This is a genomic window from Flavobacterium hankyongi (assembly GCF_036840915.1).
In the GTDB taxonomy this organism is placed as follows: Bacteria; Bacteroidota; Bacteroidia; order Flavobacteriales; family Flavobacteriaceae; genus Flavobacterium; species Flavobacterium hankyongi.
This window is the reverse complement of the sequence record NZ_CP085725.1, coordinates 3272769-3289662: the sequence shown is the minus strand read 5'-3', so window position 1 is coordinate 3289662 and position 16894 is coordinate 3272769. Positions and strand designations below refer to the sequence as shown.

Here is a 16894-nt window from a genome sequence, read left to right as displayed (position 1 = left end):
CTTAATTCTTTTTAAAAGGTAAACCTAATTCAGCTAATAATGATTTTGCTTCTTTGTCTGTATCGGCAGAAGTTACAAAAGTAATATCCATACCAGAAATTTTATTCACTTTATCAATATCAATTTCGGGGAAGATGATTTGCTCAAGAACTCCTAAGTTGTAATTACCTCTTCCGTCGAAACCTGAAGATTTAATTCCACCAAAATCTCTTACACGTGGTAATGAAGCCGTAATTAAGCGATCTAAGAATTCATACATTCTTTCTCCACGTAAAGTTACTTTAGCACCAATTGGCATACCTTTTCTTAATTTGAAAGACGCAACGTCTTTTTTAGAAATAGTAGCTACTGCTTTTTGACCAGTAATTTTTGTCAACTCTTCTACAGCGTAATCGATAAGTTTTTTATCAGATACAGCCGCACCAACTCCTTTACTTAAAACGATTTTCTCCAATTTAGGAACTTGCATTACGTTTTTGTAACCGAATTCTGCTGTAAGAGCAGCAATTACTCTGCTCTTATATTCTTCTTTTAGTCTAGGTATATAAGTCATGACTATAATACTTGATTAGATTTTTTAGAAACTCTTACTTTCTTATCCCCTTCAACTTTTGAACCTACTCTAGTCGCAGACTTAGTTTTAGGATCAATTAAAGCGATATTAGAGATATGAATAGGAGCTTCTTTCTTAACGATTCCACCTTGAGGATTTTTAGCACTTGGCTTAGTGTGTTTAGACACGAAGTTTACTCCCTCAACTACCGCTTTATTTTTCTCGCGAAGTACACGTAAAACTTTACCTTCAGCACCTTTATGGTCACCTGCAATAACTTTTACAGTATCTCCTGATTTTATTTTTAGCTTTATCATCGTAATTAATAATTAAAGCACTTCTGGTGCTAATGATACAATTTTCATGAATTGTTTTTCACGAAGTTCTCTAGCTACAGGTCCGAATACACGTGTTCCTCTCATCTCACCTGCTGCATTTAACAATACACAAGCGTTATCATCGAAACGGATGTAAGATCCATCAGCTCTTCTTACTTCTTTTTTAGTTCTTACAACAACTGCAGTTGAAACAGCACCTTTTTTAACGTTTCCGTTAGGTGTTGCATCTTTGATAGCTACTACAATTTTGTCACCAACTGAGGCATAACGTCTTTTCGTTCCACCTAAAACACGGATAGTTAAAACTTCTTTAGCTCCCGTATTATCTGCTACTTTTAGTCTTGATTCCTGTTGTACCATAATTATTTAGCTCTTTCAATGATTTCAACTAATCTCCAACATTTTGATTTTGATAAAGGTCTTGTTTCCATGATCTTTACTGTATCACCAATGTTACAGTCGTTTGTTTCGTCGTGTGCAACATATTTCTTAGTTTTTAACACGAACTTACCATATAATGGGTGTTTTACTCTTGTTACTTGAGAAACAACAATAGACTTATCCATTTTGTTAGATGTAACAACACCAATTCTTTCTTTTCTTAAATTTCTTTTTTCCATCTTTTCAGCTGAATATTATTGAAGCTCTCTTTTAGTTAATTCAGTTGCAATTCTTGCTACTGAACGTCTAATACTTCTAATTTGAAGTGGATTCTCGATTGGAGAAATAGCATGAGCAATTTTTAGGTCGGCATAAGTCTTTTTTAATTGAACTAGCTTCTCTTGTAACTCAGCTGCAGATAGATTTTTAATTTCTGATTGTTTCATAATCTTATTTATTATGCTTCGAAATCTCTAGCAACGACGAATTTAGTTTTTACTGGTAATTTTTGTGCTGCAAGACGTAAAGCCTCTTTTGCAACAGCTAGTGGCACACCACCTACCTCAAACATAATTCTTCCTGGTTTAACAACAGCAGCCCAGTATTCAACTGCACCTTTACCTTTACCCATACGTACCTCAAGAGGTTTCTTTGTAATTGGCTTATCTGGGAAAATTTTAATCCATAATTGTCCTTCACGTTTCATGTAACGAGTAGCTGCGATACGAGCTGCCTCAATTTGACGAGACGTTAAGAAAGCACCATCTTCATGTACAGATTTAATTCCAAACATTCCATTTGAAAGTTCATGCCCTCTATTAGAGTTCCCTTTCATTCTACCTTTTTGTACCTTACGGTATTTTGTTCTTTTAGGCTGTAACATTTTTCTTTAATTTAAAAATTACTTTCTCTTACGAGCTCCTTGTTTACCGTTTGGCTTTCCTCCTCTTGGAGCATCACCACCTTTACCAGCTGCAGCTTTTTTATCCATACCTACAAGTGGAGAAAGATCTCTCTTTCCGTAAACTTCACCTTTCATGATCCAAACTTTAACACCCATTCTACCATAAGTAGTGTGAGCCTCAGCTAAAGCATAATCGATGTCTGCTCTGAAAGTTGATAGAGGAATACGTCCTTCTTTGAAACTTTCTGAACGTGCCATTTCAGCTCCGTTTAAACGACCAGAAATCATTACTTTGATTCCTTCTGCATTCATTCTCATTGATGCAGCGATTGCCATTTTGATAGCTCTTCTGTAAGAAATACGGCTTTCAATTTGACGACAGATACTATTTGCAACTAAATAAGCATCTAACTCAGGTCTTTTGATTTCAAAGATGTTGATTTGAACCTCTTTGTCAGTAATTTTCTTAAGCTCTTCTTTTAACTTGTCTACCTCTTGTCCACCTTTTCCGATAATGATACCAGGTCTAGCAGTAGTGATAGTAACGGTTACAAGCTTTAAAGTTCTCTCGATGATTACTTTTGATACACTAGCTTTTGATAAACGAGCATGAATGTACTTTCTGATTTTGTAGTCCTCGGCGATTTTATCACCGTAGTCATTTCCACCATACCAGTTAGAATCCCATCCTCTGATGATACCAAGGCGATTTCCGATTGGATTTGTCTTTTGTCCCATCTTTATTAATTGCTTTGTGTGTTATTAATAGCTCCTAAAACGATTGTTACGTGATTTGAGCGTTTTCTAATTCTGTGTGCGCGACCTTGTGGAGCTGGACGAAGTCTTTTTAACATCATACCACCGTCTACTTTGATCTCTTTTACAAATAAGCCTGCTTCAGCTACATTACCTTCACTATTTTTTTGCTCCCAGTTGTTGATTGCAGATAATAATAGTTTTTCTAATTTTCTTGAAGCTTCTTTTTGACTAAATCTTAATATATTTAGTGCATTCTCAACTTTCTGACCTCTTACCAAGTCTGCTACTAAGCGCATTTTTCTAGGTGAAGTAGGGCAGTTATTCAATTTAGCAAATGCTAAAGACTTGTTAGCCTCTTTTCTTGCTTCTGCCGTTTCTCTTTTACGAACTCCCATGTCTTCTTTTATTTTTTACCTTTATTTTTAGCTCCAGCGTGACCTCTAAAAGATCTTGTTGGTGAAAATTCACCTAACTTGTGTCCTACCATGTTTTCAGTAACATATACTGGAACAAATTGACGACCGTTGTGAACTGCTATTGTTTGTCCTACGAAATCAGGAGTAATCATTGAAGCTCTAGACCAAGTCTTAACAACTCCTTTGTTACCACCTTCGATATTTTCTTGTACTTTCTTCTCTAATTTATAGTGTACGAAAGGTCCTTTTTTTAATGAACGTGCCATATCTTATTATTTCTTTCTACGTTCTACAATATACTTGTTGCTCGGGTTTTGTTTAGCACGGGTTCTGTAACCTTTAGCTGGTAAACCTTTTCTTGAACGTGGGTGACCTCCAGATGAACGTCCTTCACCACCTCCCATTGGGTGATCAACTGGGTTCATCGCTACTGGTCTCGTTCTAGGTCTTCTACCTAACCATCTAGATCTACCTGCTTTACCAGAAACGATTAACTGGTGATCTGAGTTAGATACTGCACCAATTGTTGCAGAACAAGTTAACAAAATAAGTCTAGTTTCTCCAGAAGGCATTTTGATAGTAGCATATTTACCATCACGAGCCATTAATTGCGCGAATGTACCTGCAGAACGAGCGATAACCGCACCTTGACCTGGACGTAATTCGATACAAGAAATAACTGTACCTAGAGGGATTTTACTTAATGGTAAAGTGTTACCAATTTCTGGAGCTGCATCAGCACCTGATACCACTTTTTGACCTACTTGCAAACCATTTTGAGCAATGATATACGTTTTAGCACCATCTGCATAAGCTAATAATGCGATAAAAGCAGTTCTGTTTGGATCATACTCGATTGATTTCACTGTAGCTGGAATACCATCTTTAGTTCTTTTGAAATCAATGATACGATATCTTTGTTTGTGACCACCACCTGTGTAACGCATGGTCATTTTTCCTTGACTATTTCTACCTCCTGAGTTTTTTATCGGTGCTATTAATGAACGCTCCGGCTTATCAGTTGTAATGGCGTCAAAACCATTAACAACTCTAAAACGCTGACCCGGGGTAATAGGTTTTAATTTTCTTACTGACATCTTTTTTTACTTAGATATTGTTGTAAAAATCTATTGTTTCTCCTTCTTGTACTTGTACAATTGCTTTTTTGTAAGCATTAGTTTTACCAGAAATCATTCCACTTTTTGTATATTTAGTTGAACGATCTGGACGTACATTCATTGTATTTACTTCAACAACAGTAACTCCATAAGCAGCCTCAACAGCTTTCTTAATTTCTACTTTGTTAGCTTTTTTATCTACAACGAAACCAAAACGATTGAATACTTCACCGTCTTTAGTTATTTTTTCTGTAACGATAGGTTTAATAATGATACTCATGGCCTATTATTTGCTTAAATTTTCTTCAATTCCTTCTAAAGATCCCTCTAAAAGAACTAAATTATTTGCGTTTAATATCGCATAAGTACTTAATTCTGAATTAGTTACAACAGAAGACCCTTTCAAATTACGAGACGACAAATATACATTTTTATTTGTATCACCTAAAACGAATAAAGATTTTTTGTTTTCTAATCCTAACGCTTTCAATACGTTAGTGAAATTTTTAGTACTTGGAGCTTCAAATGTGAAGTCTTCTACTACGATTAAATTTGATTCTTGCGCTTTGATAGAGAAAGCTGATTTACGAGCTAATCTTTTTAAAGCTTTATTCAATTTGAAAGAATAACTTCTTGGTCTTGGACCAAAGATTGTTCCTCCTCCTTTGAATACAGGAGATTTAGCACTACCAGCACGAGCTGTACCAGTACCTTTTTGCTTTTTGATTTTGCGAGTACTACCTGCAACTTCAGCTCTTTCCTTAGCTTTGTGCGTACCTTGTCTTTGATTAGCAAGATATTGCTTAACATCTAAGTAAACAGCGTGTTTGTTAGGCTCAATTGCGAAAACTGAATCAGAAAGTTGAACTTTTCTTCCAGTTTCTTTTCCGTTGATATCTAAAACTTTTACTTCCATTACTTCTGAACGATTACATAAGAGTCTTTGTGACCAGGAACACATCCTTTAACAACAAGTAAGTTCTTTTCAGCAACTACTTTTAAAACTCTAAGATTTTGTACTTTTACATTATCTCCACCCATTCTTCCAGCCATACGCATCCCTTTGAATACTCTAGATGGATAAGATGAAGCTCCTACAGAACCTGGCGCTCTTAAACGGTTGTGCTGACCATGCGTAGCTTGTCCAACACCACCAAAACCGTGACGTTTTACAACACCTTGGAAACCTTTACCTTTAGAAACACCTTGAACATCTACAAACTCCCCTTCAGAGAATAGATCTACAGTGATAACATCACCTAATTTGTGCTCGTTTTCAAATCCTTGGAACTCAACAACTTTCTTCTTAGCAACAGTACCCGCTTTCTTGAAGTGACCTTCAGCAGCTTTTGTAGTGTGCTTTTCAGTTTTGTCATCGAAACCAAGTTGAAGAGCCTCATACCCGTCAACCTCATTGGTTCTGACTTGGGTAACTACGCAAGGACCTACTTCAATAACAGTACAAGGGATGTTTTTCCCGTTCTCATCAAAGATGCTAGTCATTCCGATTTTCTTTCCGATTAACCCAGACATATTAAACTAATTATTAATTATTTATAAAATTTTATTTTTGAGTGTGCAAAAGTAGGCATTATGTTTTGAATTACAAAACATAATGCCTAAATATTTACTTTCAGTGAATTATCACACTTTAATCTCTACTTCTACTCCACTTGGAAGCTCTAATTTCATTAGAGCATCGATAGTTTTTGAAGATGAAGAATAGATATCTAACAATCTTTTGTATGACATTACTTCAAATTGCTCTCTCGACTTTTTGTTAACGTGAGGAGAACGCAATACAGTAAAAATCTTTTTGTTTGTTGGTAATGGAATTGGACCAGTTACCACAGCTCCTGTACTTTTTACAGTTTTTACGATTTTCTCTGCTGATTTATCAACCAACATATGATCGTAAGACTTTAATTTTATTCTGATTTTTTGACTCATTTTCTTAAAAATTAAGCGTTACCTTTTGCTTTCTTAATTACTTCTTCTGAAATGTTAGATGGAGTTTGCTCGTAGTGAGAGAATTCCATTGTTGAAGTTGCACGACCTGAAGATAAAGTTCTTAAAGTTGTAACATATCCAAACATTTCTGATAATGGCACACTAGCTTTAATAGTTTTAGCACCATTTCTGTCACCCATATCATTTACTTGACCACGACGACGGTTTAAGTCACCTACGATATCACCCATATTTTCTTCTGGAGTAATAACTTCAATTTTCATGATTGGCTCAAGAATAACAGCACCAGCAGCTTTAGCCACTTCTTTGTAACCCATTTTCGCTGCTAATTCGAACGATAATGCATCCGAATCCACTGCGTGGTAAGATCCATCTAATAAAGTAACTTTTAAACTATCTACAACATATCCAGCCAAAGGTCCAGTTTTCATAGCTTCACGGAAACCTTTTTCAACTGCAGGGATATATTCTTTAGGAACGTTACCACCTTTTACCTCATTTACGAATTGTAACCCAACCGGAGCTTTACCATCAACCATTTCAGCCGGCTCTAAACGGAAAACGATATCCCCGAATTTACCACGACCTCCAGATTGTTTTTTGTAAACCTCTCTGTGTTGTGCAGATTTTGTAAACGCTTCTTTATATTCTACTTGTGGCTCACCTTGGTTAACCTCAACTTTGAACTCACGTTTCATACGATCTACTAAGATATCTAAGTGAAGCTCACCCATACCAGAGATAATTGTTTGACCTGAAGCCTCATCAGTTCTAACTGTAAATGTAGGATCTTCTTCAGCAAGTTTAGCTAAAGCCATACCCATTTTATCTACGTCAGCTTTTGTTTTAGGCTCAATCGCGATACCAATTACTGGATCAGGGAATTTCATAGACTCAAGAATTATTGGGTGTTTTTCATCACACATTGTATCTCCAGTCTTGATATCTTTAAATCCAACTGCTGCTCCAATATCTCCAGCCTCGATATACTCGATTGGGTTTTGTTTGTTAGCGTGCATTTGGTAGATACGAGAAATACGCTCTTTGTTTCCAGAACGAGTGTTCAAGATATAAGAACCAGCATCTAAACGACCAGAATAAGCACGGAAGAAAGCCAAACGACCAACATAAGGGTCAGTTGCAATTTTAAATGCTAAAGCCGCAAAAGGCTCTTTTACATCTGGACGACGAATAATTTTAGTTTGATCCTCCTCTAATAATTCAGCATCATCAGGGTGAATACCTTCGATACCTTCTTTATCTAATGGAGATGGCAAGTATTTACATACTGCATCTAACATGAATTGAACCCCTTTGTTTTTGAAAGAAGAACCTGCAATCATAGGAATGATCGCCATATCAATAGTAGCAGCACGTAATGCAGCATTGATTTCTTCCTCAGTAATAGAGTTCTCATCTTCCATGTATTTGTCAAGTAGATTTTCATCATACTCAGCAACCGCTTCAATAAGAATTGATCTGTATTGTTTTACTTCATCAACCATATCAGCAGGGATATCAACCACGTCAAAAGTTGCCCCTTGAGTAGCATCATGCCAAATGATAGCTTGATTTTTTACTAAGTCAACAACTCCTTTAAAGTCATTTTCTTCACCAATTGGTAAAGTAATCGCTACCGCATTTGATTTTAGCATGTCACGAACTTGTTGACACACATTTAAGAAGTTAGACCCTTGACGGTCCATTTTGTTTACGAATCCCATACGAGGAACTCTATATTGATCAGCAAGTCTCCAGTTTGTTTCTGATTGTGGCTCAACACCATCAACAGCAGAAAACAAGAACACTAAACCATCTAACACACGCAATGAACGGTTTACCTCTACTGTAAAGTCAACGTGACCCGGAGTATCGATAATATTAAAGTGGTACGGTTTAGATTCTGGAGTTAATTTACCTTGTTCTGTTGGAAAACTCCATTCACAAGTTGTTGCAGCAGAAGTAATTGTAATACCTCTTTCTTGCTCTTGTGCCATCCAGTCCATTGTTGCAGCACCATCGTGTACTTCACCAATTTTATGTGATTTTCCTGTATAAAATAAGATACGCTCAGTAGTAGTAGTTTTTCCAGCATCAATGTGAGCTGCAATACCTATGTTTCTTGTAAATTTTAAATCTCTAGCCATTTCTGTACGAATTAAAATCTAAAGTGAGAGAATGCTTTATTAGCATCTGCCATCTTGTGAGTATCCATTCTTTTCTTAACAGCAGCACCTTCTTCTTTAGCCGCAGCTAAAATTTCAGAAGCTAATTTAGCAGCCATTGATTTTTCATTTCTTCTTCTAGCATAAAGAATCATCCATTTCATAGAATATGAAATTTTTCTATCTGGACGAATTTGCATTGGAATTTGAAAAGTAGCTCCACCCACTCTACGTGAACGAACTTCTACGTGAGGCATAACATTAGTTAATGCATCTTTCCAAATTTCTAAAGCTGATTTCTCAGCATCTTGCTTTTTAGACTCTACGATATCTAATGCATCGTAAAATACTGTAAAAGCAGTCGATTTTTTACCATCCCACATTAAGTTATTTACAAAACGCGTTACTAACTGATCGTTAAATTTCGGATCTGGTAAAAGTGGTCTTTTCTTTGCCGCTCTTTTTCTCATGTCTTTTTCTTAAAAGTTTTTAAAAATTACTTTTTAGCCTCTTTAGGTCTCTTAGCACCATATTTAGATCTTCTTTGTGTACGACCGTTAACTCCGGCTGTATCTAAAGCACCACGCACGATGTGGTATCTAACACCTGGTAAATCTTTTACCCTTCCGCCTCTAACTAATACTATCGAGTGCTCTTGTAGATTGTGTCCTTCTCCTGGGATGTAAGCATTCACTTCATTTCCATTAGTCAAACGTACACGCGCTACTTTACGCATTGCAGAGTTTGGTTTTTTTGGAGTAGTAGTGTAAACACGCGTACAAACACCTCTTCTTTGAGGACAAGAATCCAAAGCAGCCGATTTAGACTTCTTAGTCATTTGGGCTCTCCCTGTTCTTACTAATTGTTGAATTGTTGGCATAATTAAATACTAAAAATTACTTGTTTATAAAATCCCGCATTTTACGGGGTTGCAAATGTATATATTATTTTCGTAAAAACAAACTGTAATTTATTAATTTTCAGCAAGGTAATTTTTTAGATACTGTATTGCTATTTTTTACGTTACTTTTATCAAAATTTTCAACTTCAAGTGAGATTGAACCATCTACTTTTCTTTTTTATTTTTTACTCCCAAATAAGTTTTGGGCAAAATTTTTATTACCAAATTTCATCAACAAAACCAGAAGAAACCAAAAAAATTGACAGTATTGGTTATCAAAAAAAGCACTCTTCTGTGAAATCAATCTTAGATGAAGAACAAAAATTTATTACTAAAATTTCTCAAATTGGATTTCTTGAAGCTTCTTTGGAAAACATAAAAAAAATAAACGACTCAACATTTTCGAGTATCGCCTCCTTAAATCAATTTACAAAATATTCTATTATATATATAGGAATAGATTTACGCAACGAGAATCCTAAAATTTTTGAAGAAAACAAAGACACCATAAAAATCAAAAGCAACGAAGTAGAATCTTATATGAATTCTATTTTATACAAATTTGAAAAAGCAGGATTTCCTTTAGTAAAAATTCGATTGAAAAATCATAAACAAATAAACAATCATCTTTATTCTGAACTTGAAGTTAAAAATGAGAAAAAGAGAACGCTTGACGGAATTGTTATAAACGGCTATGATAAATTTCCTAAAAGTCACTTAAAAAATGTTTTAAGACTTTATAGAAACAAAACTTTTAATCAAGAAAACCTAGAAAAACTGAACGCTGATTTCAATAAATTTAAATTTGTGAAACAAACCAAATATCCAGAAATTCTATTTACAAAAGATTCAACTAAAGTATATGTTTATTTAGAAAAAAATAAAGCCAACTCTTTTGATGGTTTTATAGGATTTACAAACGATGATACAAAACAAAAACTAGTTATTAATGGATATTTAGATATAAAATTTCAAAATCTTTTGAATGGAGGCGAAAAAATAAACATCTTTTGGAAAAGCGACGGTAAAAATCAAAAGACTTTTAATGCATCCACAGAACTCCCCTATCTTTTCAAAAGTCCTTTAGGCTTAAAAGCACAACTATACATTTTTAAACAAGATAGTATTTTTCAGAACACTCAAACTAACCTAGATCTAGGATATTACTTTAATTACAATACAAGAACCTACATAGGTTATCAAGAAGCTGAATCGAGCAATATACAGAATACGGTCAGTTCTAATTTAAGCGATTTTTCAAATGTATTTTATACCGCAAGTTTAGAATACATAAATAATGACATAAACTCAATACTCTTCCCTAACAAAACATTATTGAATATAAAATTTGGAACAGGTAAAAGAGAAACTTCAAAATTTAACGACAGTCAATATTTTGCCAAAATAGACGCTTCCCATAATTTCTATCTCAATCAAAAAAACTCAGTCAATTTAAAAAGTCAAAATGCATATTTAAAAAGCAACAACTATTTAATAAATGAACTTTTTAGATTTGGAGGCATAAATTCGATAAGAGGATTCAATGAGAACAGCCTACAAGGAAATCTTTTTGGATCACTTCTTTTAGAATACAGATATCTAGCAGCACAAAACCTTTATATACATACCATAACCGATTACGGCTATCTTCAAGACAAGGCAACAAACAAAAACAATAGCCTACTTGGATTAGGTGTAGGATTAGGATTACTTAACAAAAATGGTCTTTTAAAAATTGTTTATGCCAACGGAAGCACTAATAACAATAATATAGAATTAAAAAACACAGTTATCCAAGTTAGTATTAACACTTTTTTTTAAAATTTTTAACATAATTTTTTGAATTACGATCAAAATTAATACTTTTGTTAAAATTAACTTAACAAACCCAATATGAGATCAAAATTCAAATGGATTTTTACGCTTCTTTTAGCGTTTACAATGCAGTTTTCTTTTGCTCAAGAGAAAACAATCACAGGTAAGGTTACTGACGCAAGCGGACCACTTCCTGGAGTAAATGTTGTCGTAAAAGGAACAACAAAAGGCACAACAACAAATTTTGACGGAACCTACTCAATCAAAGCTAAAGAAGGCGAAAGTCTTATTTTCTCTTTCATGGGCATGAATGATGTAGTAAAAACTGTTGGATCAGAAAACACAATTAACACTGTATTATCTGACGAATCAAAACAATTAACAGAAGTTGTTGTTGTTGGTTATGGCGTTCAGAAAAAGAAAGATGTAACTACTTCAATTTCAAAAGTTAAAGGATCTGACATTCAAGGTTTAGTAACTCCAAGTTTTGAAAGCCAATTAGCTGGTAGAGCTTCTGGGGTTCAAGTTGCAACATCAACTGGTATCGTTGGGCAAGCACCTAGAGTAAGAATTAGAGGTGTTAATTCAATTAATGGCTCTCAAGATCCACTTTATATTGTTGATGGCGTGCCTATTTATTCAGGAGATCTTGGAGGTCAAGCGAATGCAAATGGATTAGGAGATATCAATCCATCAGACATTGAATCTTTTGACATTTTAAAAGATGGTGCAGCAGCAGCAATTTACGGTTCTCGTGCTGCTAATGGAGTAATCATTATTACTACGAAAAAAGGTAAAAAAGGATCAATGAAGGTAAGCTACAACAATGTTGTTGGTTTCGCTTCTCCAATGGATAAATTTGATCTATTAAAAACAGCTGACTTTATTACTATTGCTAACGAAAAAAGAACTAACAGAGGACAAACTCCATGGGCTGTTGGAACTGAGTATGATACAGATTGGCAAGATGTTGTTTTAAACAAAGCTGCTTTACAAATGGATCATAACCTTTCTTTAAGTGGTGGTTCAGACAAAACTAGATACTTTTTATCTTTAGGTTATACTTCTCAAGATGGTATTGCTAAAGCTAACAGCATGAATCGTTACAACATTAGAACGAACTTAGACCATGAAGTTTCAAAATGGCTTACAGTTGGTGGTTCTATCGCTCTAACTAAAACAGATTATAGCGGATTGAATACAGGTAGAAATTCATTATCTGGAAACATGTTTAACGCAATCAGACAATTACCAAATACACCTGTTTACGATGCTTCTAATCCTACTGGCTATAACATAAACCTTACTACAGGAAATATGGGACAATGGACAAATACTGCTGCAGTAGGTGACAACATTTCAAACATTGGTTATGTTTTAGACAAAAACAAATTAGAATCTAAAATCCAAAGAACTTTAATTACAACTTTTGCTTCAGCAAATATCACTAAGGACTTAAATTACAAATTCCAAGCTAGTGTTGATAACGCCTCTACTAAAGGTCTATTATATTATGACCCAACTCACGGAGACGGAAGAGGATCATCTGGTAGATTACAAAACGATCAAACAGATTTATTAAGATGGAATTTACAAAATATCTTAAGCTATAATAAAACATTTGCTGATGCTCATAATCTATCTGCGACTGCTGTAGCTGAATACCAAAAAGAAAGAAATCAATTTTTCTTTGGTTTAGGTACAAATTTAATTTCAGACTTTTTCAATCAAGGTCTAATATCAGACGCATATTCTGTAAAAGATTCAGGAGGATCAATCAATGAAGAAGGAATTATCTCATACATTGGTAGATTAAGCTACAACTACAAACAAAGATACTTTTTACAAGGTTCTTATAGAAGAGATGGTCTTTCTAAATTTGCTGAAGACAAAAGATGGATTGACTTCTCAGGTGTTTCATTAGGATGGACTGTTTCAAATGAAAGCTTCATGGCAGGACTAAAAGAAACTATTTCAGATTTAAAACTAAGAGCGTCTTACGCTGAAATGGGTAACATTAGTATCCCTGGAAGTTCTCAACCATATTTAAATCTATTTACACCATCGGTTTATGGTTCTTCAAACGGAATTGCATTTACACAATTAGGGAATCCTGCATTAACATGGGAAACTAGTAAAAAAACTGACTATGGTGTTGATTTAGGCTTAATGAATGATAAAGTAAAAGTAACTTTCGATTATTTCGTTAATGACCAAAATGGATTAGTAATGTCAAAAATTACACCTCACTCTTTAGGTGTTCCTAACAATGCTTACATTTTTAATGTTGGAAAAATGCAAAACAAAGGTTTTGAAGCGAGTATAGACTATAGCGTTATCAATAATGCTAATTTTAAATGGAAAGTAAATGCCAATTTTACATCTGTAAAAAACGTTGTTAAGGCACTTCCTTCAAACAATGCTGATATTATTGGTGGTACAACATCTGATATCAACATTCAACCTAACATTATTGTTAGAGTTGGTGAGTCATTAAACTCTTTGTATGGATTTGAATATTGGGGGGTTAACCCTGCTAATGGAAACCCAGTGTATTACAAAGCTGATGGTTCTTTAGTACAAGGTAACATACCAAACAGTACGTATTATGTATTTAACCCTAACAACCCTTCTGATATATCTACTGCATCAAGTTTAACAACGGCAGATAAGAAAATTTTAGGAAATACAATTCCAACTTACTTTGGAGGTTTTAGTTCTAGTTTTACGTACAAAAATGTTGATTTTGGTTTCTTATTCAGATTTAGTGGAGGAAATAAAATTTTCAACTCAACTAGAAGAGAGTTAATGAATTTAAACTTCAACAACAACAGTACTGAAATCTTAGGAAGATGGCAAAGCCCTTCTGAGCCTGGAGATGGATGGACTCCTAGACTTTGGGCTGGAGGAAACACATTTGTAAATCAATCAAGTAACGCTACTTCTCGTTTTGTTGAAAAAGGTGACTTTATTAGCTTAGAAAATGTTTCATTAGGTTATACTTTACCTAAAAGTTTACTTGAAAAAATTAACGTAAATTCAATACGCTTATTTGTTCAAGCGCAAAACATGTTATTAATAACTAAATACAAAGGACTTAACCCAGAAATGGAAACTTTAGGAGTTGATTTAAACGGAACACCTAGATCAAAAGTTTTCTCAATGGGCGTTAATTTAAACTTATAAAAAAATGAAAAAGTATTTAAAAATCATAACAATCGGACTACTTGGATTCAGCATGAATTCATGTACAGAAGATACAATTATTGATACTAAGCCTTTTTCAGGCGTAGCTGTAGAGGATGCCTTTAGCACTCCTGCATATATTGAAGCTTCTTTAAATGGAGTTTACAATGCAGCTCAAATAGGTCAATACAATGGAACTACTCCAAATGGAGGTAGAGGATATGTTTGGGGAGCTGCGTTCGTTCAACAAGGAGACTGTAGAGGGGAAGATGTAGTAAATCTTGCTACATTTTATGACATAACATATAGCGGAACCTATGATCCTGCAACTGCAAACAATGTTTATTATTGGATTGATGGTTACAGACTTATCAACAGATGTAACATCATGATTGATGGAGTTAATGGAGCTGTTGCAAAAGGTATTATTACCCAAGCTGCTGCCAATAATTATATTGGTCAAGTAAAATTCTTAAGAGCAATTACACATTTTGAATTATTAACATATTTTTCTCAACCTTACAACTTCACTGTTGGAGCAACTCACCCTGGAATTCCATACAGAGTAGTTGGTGTTGACACCTTAGAAGAAGTTGATGCTGAATCAACAAAAGGACGTAACACAGTTGCAGAATGTTATGACAAGATAATTGCAGACCTTAATGATGCAGAAACCCTAATTACTCAAACAGCTACAAAAAGTAAAGCAACTAAAAATGCTGCTATAGCTTTTAAAACAAGAGTGTATTTACATAAAAGAGATTGGGATAATGTAATCACTGAGGGTAATAAATTAGCTGGTCAATTTACATTAACTCCAAATCCAGGAGACCCGTTTGTTACTGCAAACAACTTAACTAATACAGAATCAATTTTCTCAATAGCTCATTCTTCAATTTTCAATCCTGGTGTTAATGCTGCTTTAGCATCTCAATACAAAAGAAGAAAATTAGTTTGTATCAGCCCTATTATTTGGAGAGATCCTTCATGGTTAGCTGACGATAAAAGAAGACAAGAAGGTTCTTTAGTAGAAACTGGAGTTGGACCTGGTATTGCAGGTCTTAAATTTACCAACAAATACAAAGATGATGTTAATTACACTGATGCAGCTCCTGTAATTCGTTATGCAGAGGTTGTTTTAAACATGGCTGAAGCTCACGCTAGAAAAGCAGCACCAGATGTAACAACTTCATTAACATTATTAAACAGTGTTAGAAACAGAGCTTTAGCAAATCCTGGGGCTCAAGCTTATACTGCTGCTTCATTCCCTACAGCTACTGATCTAGTTGGAGCAATTTTAAAAGAAAGAAGAATTGAATTCGTTATGGAGGGTCGTCGTTGGTCTGATATCCACAGATTACAACTAGACAACTTATTCCCAATCAATGGAATTCCTGCTAAAATAACAAGTGCTTCAAACCCACCAGCATCAGCTTTCACATTAGGAACTCCTTATTCAGGACCTTATGGAACGCCTGCTATTCCTGGTAGCGATAAAAGAATTTTATGGCCAATTCCTCAATTGGAAACTAATGTTAGTCCAATATTAGCGGCTCAACAAAACCCTGGGTGGTAATATTATTTGAGTTATATTATTTCCTAAAAACCGTCAAGCATAGCTTGGCGGTTTTTTTATATCTTTGCACCATGGAAAAAGAAAACCAAATATTCGGGATTAGAGCTATCATTGAAGCCATTAATGCAAAAAAGGAAGTTGATAAAGTTTTTATTCAAAAAGATGCTCATGGAGACTTAATGAGTGAGTTAATGAAAACGATGAAGAAAAACAACATCAATTTTTCTTATGTCCCTGTTGAAAAATTAAACAAACTTACTCACAACAATCACCAAGGTGTTGTTGCAACGATTGCCCCTATTTCATTTCATACTCTTGAAAATTTAGTAGAATCTTTATTAGAAAAAGAAAAGAAACCGCTGTTATTAATTTTAGATCAATTATCTGATGCTAGAAATTTCGGTGCTATAATTCGTACAGCAGAATGCACAGGTGTTGACGGTATCATTATTCAAAAACAAGGATCTGCGCCTGTTAATGGAGATACAGTAAAAACATCTGCTGGTGCTGTATTCAACATCCCTATTTGCAAAGTGGATCACATTAAAGATGCTGTTTTCTATTTGCAAGGATCAGGCATCAAAACTGTTGCTGCAACTGAAAAAACAGACAATAATATATACGACATCAATTTCAACGAACCAGTAGCTATCATTATGGGAAGTGAAGATAGAGGTGTAAATCCTTCTGTTCTAAAAATAATTGATGAAAAAGCCAAATTACCTATGTATGGAACTATAGAATCATTAAATGTTTCGGTAGCTTGTGGGGCTTTTTTATACGAAGCTGTTAGACAAAGACTTTAAAAAAT

At 34.5% G+C, this 16894-nt stretch carries 21 protein-coding genes; 4 read left to right on the top strand and 17 right to left on the bottom strand.

Annotated features, from left to right (window positions below; translation table 11 throughout):
• Position 1: 1 nt before the first annotated feature.
• From rplE to rpsL, 17 genes are all read right to left on the bottom strand, one after another.
• On the bottom strand, positions 2-553 hold the full coding sequence (gene rplE / locus LJY17_RS14965) for a 50S ribosomal protein L5 (protein WP_264544606.1): 552 nt from the start codon (positions 551-553) through the stop codon (positions 2-4).
• 2 nt (positions 554-555) lie between these two features.
• Entirely contained in the window at positions 556-870 is a 315-nt protein-coding gene (gene rplX, locus LJY17_RS14960; RefSeq protein ID WP_073311701.1) for a 50S ribosomal protein L24, read from the bottom strand.
• A gap of 12 nt (positions 871-882) precedes the next feature.
• Positions 883-1251, bottom strand: coding sequence for a 50S ribosomal protein L14 (rplN, locus tag LJY17_RS14955; protein ID WP_014166275.1), 369 nt, complete (start codon positions 1249-1251; stop codon positions 883-885).
• A gap of 2 nt (positions 1252-1253) precedes the next feature.
• Complete coding sequence (gene rpsQ / locus LJY17_RS14950; protein WP_073311703.1) at positions 1254-1511, bottom strand: 30S ribosomal protein S17; 258 nt, start codon at positions 1509-1511, stop codon at positions 1254-1256.
• A 15-nt stretch (positions 1512-1526) separates the two neighbouring features.
• On the bottom strand, positions 1527-1718 hold the full coding sequence (gene rpmC, locus LJY17_RS14945; RefSeq protein WP_060383160.1) for a 50S ribosomal protein L29: 192 nt from the start codon (positions 1716-1718) through the stop codon (positions 1527-1529).
• 11 nt (positions 1719-1729) lie between these two features.
• On the bottom strand, positions 1730-2155 hold the full coding sequence (gene rplP / locus LJY17_RS14940) for a 50S ribosomal protein L16 (protein ID WP_073311705.1): 426 nt from the start codon (positions 2153-2155) through the stop codon (positions 1730-1732).
• 18 nt (positions 2156-2173) lie between these two features.
• Positions 2174-2914, bottom strand: coding sequence for a 30S ribosomal protein S3 (gene rpsC / locus LJY17_RS14935; RefSeq protein WP_264544605.1), 741 nt, complete (start codon positions 2912-2914; stop codon positions 2174-2176).
• 5 nt (positions 2915-2919) lie between these two features.
• Positions 2920-3330, bottom strand: a complete 411-nt coding sequence (gene rplV, locus LJY17_RS14930; protein WP_073311708.1) for a 50S ribosomal protein L22 — start codon at positions 3328-3330, stop codon at positions 2920-2922.
• Between the two features lie 8 nt (positions 3331-3338).
• Positions 3339-3617, bottom strand: coding sequence for a 30S ribosomal protein S19 (rpsS, locus tag LJY17_RS14925; protein ID WP_073311710.1), 279 nt, complete (start codon positions 3615-3617; stop codon positions 3339-3341).
• A 6-nt stretch (positions 3618-3623) separates the two neighbouring features.
• Positions 3624-4448, bottom strand: coding sequence for a 50S ribosomal protein L2 (rplB, locus tag LJY17_RS14920; protein WP_264544604.1), 825 nt, complete (start codon positions 4446-4448; stop codon positions 3624-3626).
• 10 nt (positions 4449-4458) lie between these two features.
• Entirely contained in the window at positions 4459-4749 is a 291-nt protein-coding gene (rplW, locus tag LJY17_RS14915; RefSeq protein WP_264544603.1) for a 50S ribosomal protein L23, read from the bottom strand.
• 6 nt (positions 4750-4755) lie between these two features.
• Entirely contained in the window at positions 4756-5385 is a 630-nt protein-coding gene (rplD, locus tag LJY17_RS14910) for a 50S ribosomal protein L4 (RefSeq protein WP_073311716.1), read from the bottom strand.
• The gene (gene rplC / locus LJY17_RS14905) at positions 5385-6002 is read right to left on the bottom strand and encodes a 50S ribosomal protein L3 (protein ID WP_073311718.1); all 618 of its coding nucleotides are present in this window, start codon (positions 6000-6002) and stop codon (positions 5385-5387) included. The genes rplD and rplC overlap by 1 nt, the downstream gene beginning before the upstream one ends.
• Positions 6003-6113: 111 nt before the next feature.
• Entirely contained in the window at positions 6114-6419 is a 306-nt protein-coding gene (gene rpsJ, locus LJY17_RS14900; RefSeq protein ID WP_073311719.1) for a 30S ribosomal protein S10, read from the bottom strand.
• Between the two features lie 11 nt (positions 6420-6430).
• A complete protein-coding gene (gene fusA, locus LJY17_RS14895) occupies positions 6431-8587 on the bottom strand; it encodes an elongation factor G (protein WP_264544602.1) in 2157 nt (718 codons plus the stop codon).
• An 11-nt stretch (positions 8588-8598) separates the two neighbouring features.
• The gene (rpsG, locus tag LJY17_RS14890) at positions 8599-9075 is read right to left on the bottom strand and encodes a 30S ribosomal protein S7 (protein WP_264544601.1); all 477 of its coding nucleotides are present in this window, start codon (positions 9073-9075) and stop codon (positions 8599-8601) included.
• A 26-nt stretch (positions 9076-9101) separates the two neighbouring features.
• The gene (gene rpsL, locus LJY17_RS14885; protein WP_264544600.1) at positions 9102-9485 is read right to left on the bottom strand and encodes a 30S ribosomal protein S12; all 384 of its coding nucleotides are present in this window, start codon (positions 9483-9485) and stop codon (positions 9102-9104) included.
• Between the two features lie 315 nt (positions 9486-9800).
• Here rpsL and LJY17_RS14880 point away from each other — a divergent pair, with 315 nt between their 5' ends.
• From LJY17_RS14880 to rlmB, 4 genes are all read left to right on the top strand, one after another.
• Positions 9801-11327, top strand: coding sequence for a ShlB/FhaC/HecB family hemolysin secretion/activation protein (locus tag LJY17_RS14880; protein WP_264544599.1), 1527 nt, complete (start codon positions 9801-9803; stop codon positions 11325-11327).
• 72 nt (positions 11328-11399) lie between these two features.
• Positions 11400-14507 carry a SusC/RagA family TonB-linked outer membrane protein gene (locus LJY17_RS14875; RefSeq protein WP_264544598.1) on the top strand — a complete coding sequence of 1036 codons (3108 nt, stop codon included), beginning with the start codon at positions 11400-11402 and terminating at the stop codon, positions 14505-14507.
• 4 nt (positions 14508-14511) lie between these two features.
• Entirely contained in the window at positions 14512-16083 is a 1572-nt protein-coding gene (locus LJY17_RS14870) for a RagB/SusD family nutrient uptake outer membrane protein (RefSeq protein WP_264544597.1), read from the top strand.
• A gap of 71 nt (positions 16084-16154) precedes the next feature.
• Positions 16155-16889, top strand: coding sequence for a 23S rRNA (guanosine(2251)-2'-O)-methyltransferase RlmB (rlmB, locus tag LJY17_RS14865; protein WP_264544596.1), 735 nt, complete (start codon positions 16155-16157; stop codon positions 16887-16889).
• Positions 16890-16894 lie beyond the last annotated feature (5 nt).

Coding starts and splice junctions, on each gene's coding strand:
- rplE (WP_264544606.1), bottom strand. CDS start 553: ATGACTTATATACCTAGACTAAAAGAAGAATATAAGAGCAGAGTAATT.
- rplX (WP_073311701.1), bottom strand. CDS start 870: ATGATAAAGCTAAAAATAAAATCAGGAGATACTGTAAAAGTTATTGCA.
- rplN (WP_014166275.1), bottom strand. CDS start 1,251: ATGGTACAACAGGAATCAAGACTAAAAGTAGCAGATAATACGGGAGCT.
- rpsQ (WP_073311703.1), bottom strand. CDS start 1,511: ATGGAAAAAAGAAATTTAAGAAAAGAAAGAATTGGTGTTGTTACATCT.
- rpmC (WP_060383160.1), bottom strand. CDS start 1,718: ATGAAACAATCAGAAATTAAAAATCTATCTGCAGCTGAGTTACAAGAG.
- rplP (WP_073311705.1), bottom strand. CDS start 2,155: ATGTTACAGCCTAAAAGAACAAAATACCGTAAGGTACAAAAAGGTAGA.
- rpsC (WP_264544605.1), bottom strand. CDS start 2,914: ATGGGACAAAAGACAAATCCAATCGGAAATCGCCTTGGTATCATCAGA.
- rplV (WP_073311708.1), bottom strand. CDS start 3,330: ATGGGAGTTCGTAAAAGAGAAACGGCAGAAGCAAGAAAAGAGGCTAAC.
- rpsS (WP_073311710.1), bottom strand. CDS start 3,617: ATGGCACGTTCATTAAAAAAAGGACCTTTCGTACACTATAAATTAGAG.
- rplB (WP_264544604.1), bottom strand. CDS start 4,448: ATGTCAGTAAGAAAATTAAAACCTATTACCCCGGGTCAGCGTTTTAGA.
- rplW (WP_264544603.1), bottom strand. CDS start 4,749: ATGAGTATCATTATTAAACCTATCGTTACAGAAAAAATAACTAAAGAC.
- rplD (WP_073311716.1), bottom strand. CDS start 5,385: ATGGAAGTAAAAGTTTTAGATATCAACGGAAAAGAAACTGGAAGAAAA.
- rplC (WP_073311718.1), bottom strand. CDS start 6,002: ATGTCTGGGTTAATCGGAAAGAAAATCGGAATGACTAGCATCTTTGAT.
- rpsJ (WP_073311719.1), bottom strand. CDS start 6,419: ATGAGTCAAAAAATCAGAATAAAATTAAAGTCTTACGATCATATGTTG.
- fusA (WP_264544602.1), bottom strand. CDS start 8,587: ATGGCTAGAGATTTAAAATTTACAAGAAACATAGGTATTGCAGCTCAC.
- rpsG (WP_264544601.1), bottom strand. CDS start 9,075: ATGAGAAAAAGAGCGGCAAAGAAAAGACCACTTTTACCAGATCCGAAA.
- rpsL (WP_264544600.1), bottom strand. CDS start 9,485: ATGCCAACAATTCAACAATTAGTAAGAACAGGGAGAGCCCAAATGACT.
- LJY17_RS14875 (WP_264544598.1), top strand. CDS start 11,400: ATGAGATCAAAATTCAAATGGATTTTTACGCTTCTTTTAGCGTTTACA.
- LJY17_RS14870 (WP_264544597.1), top strand. CDS start 14,512: ATGAAAAAGTATTTAAAAATCATAACAATCGGACTACTTGGATTCAGC.
- rlmB (WP_264544596.1), top strand. CDS start 16,155: ATGGAAAAAGAAAACCAAATATTCGGGATTAGAGCTATCATTGAAGCC.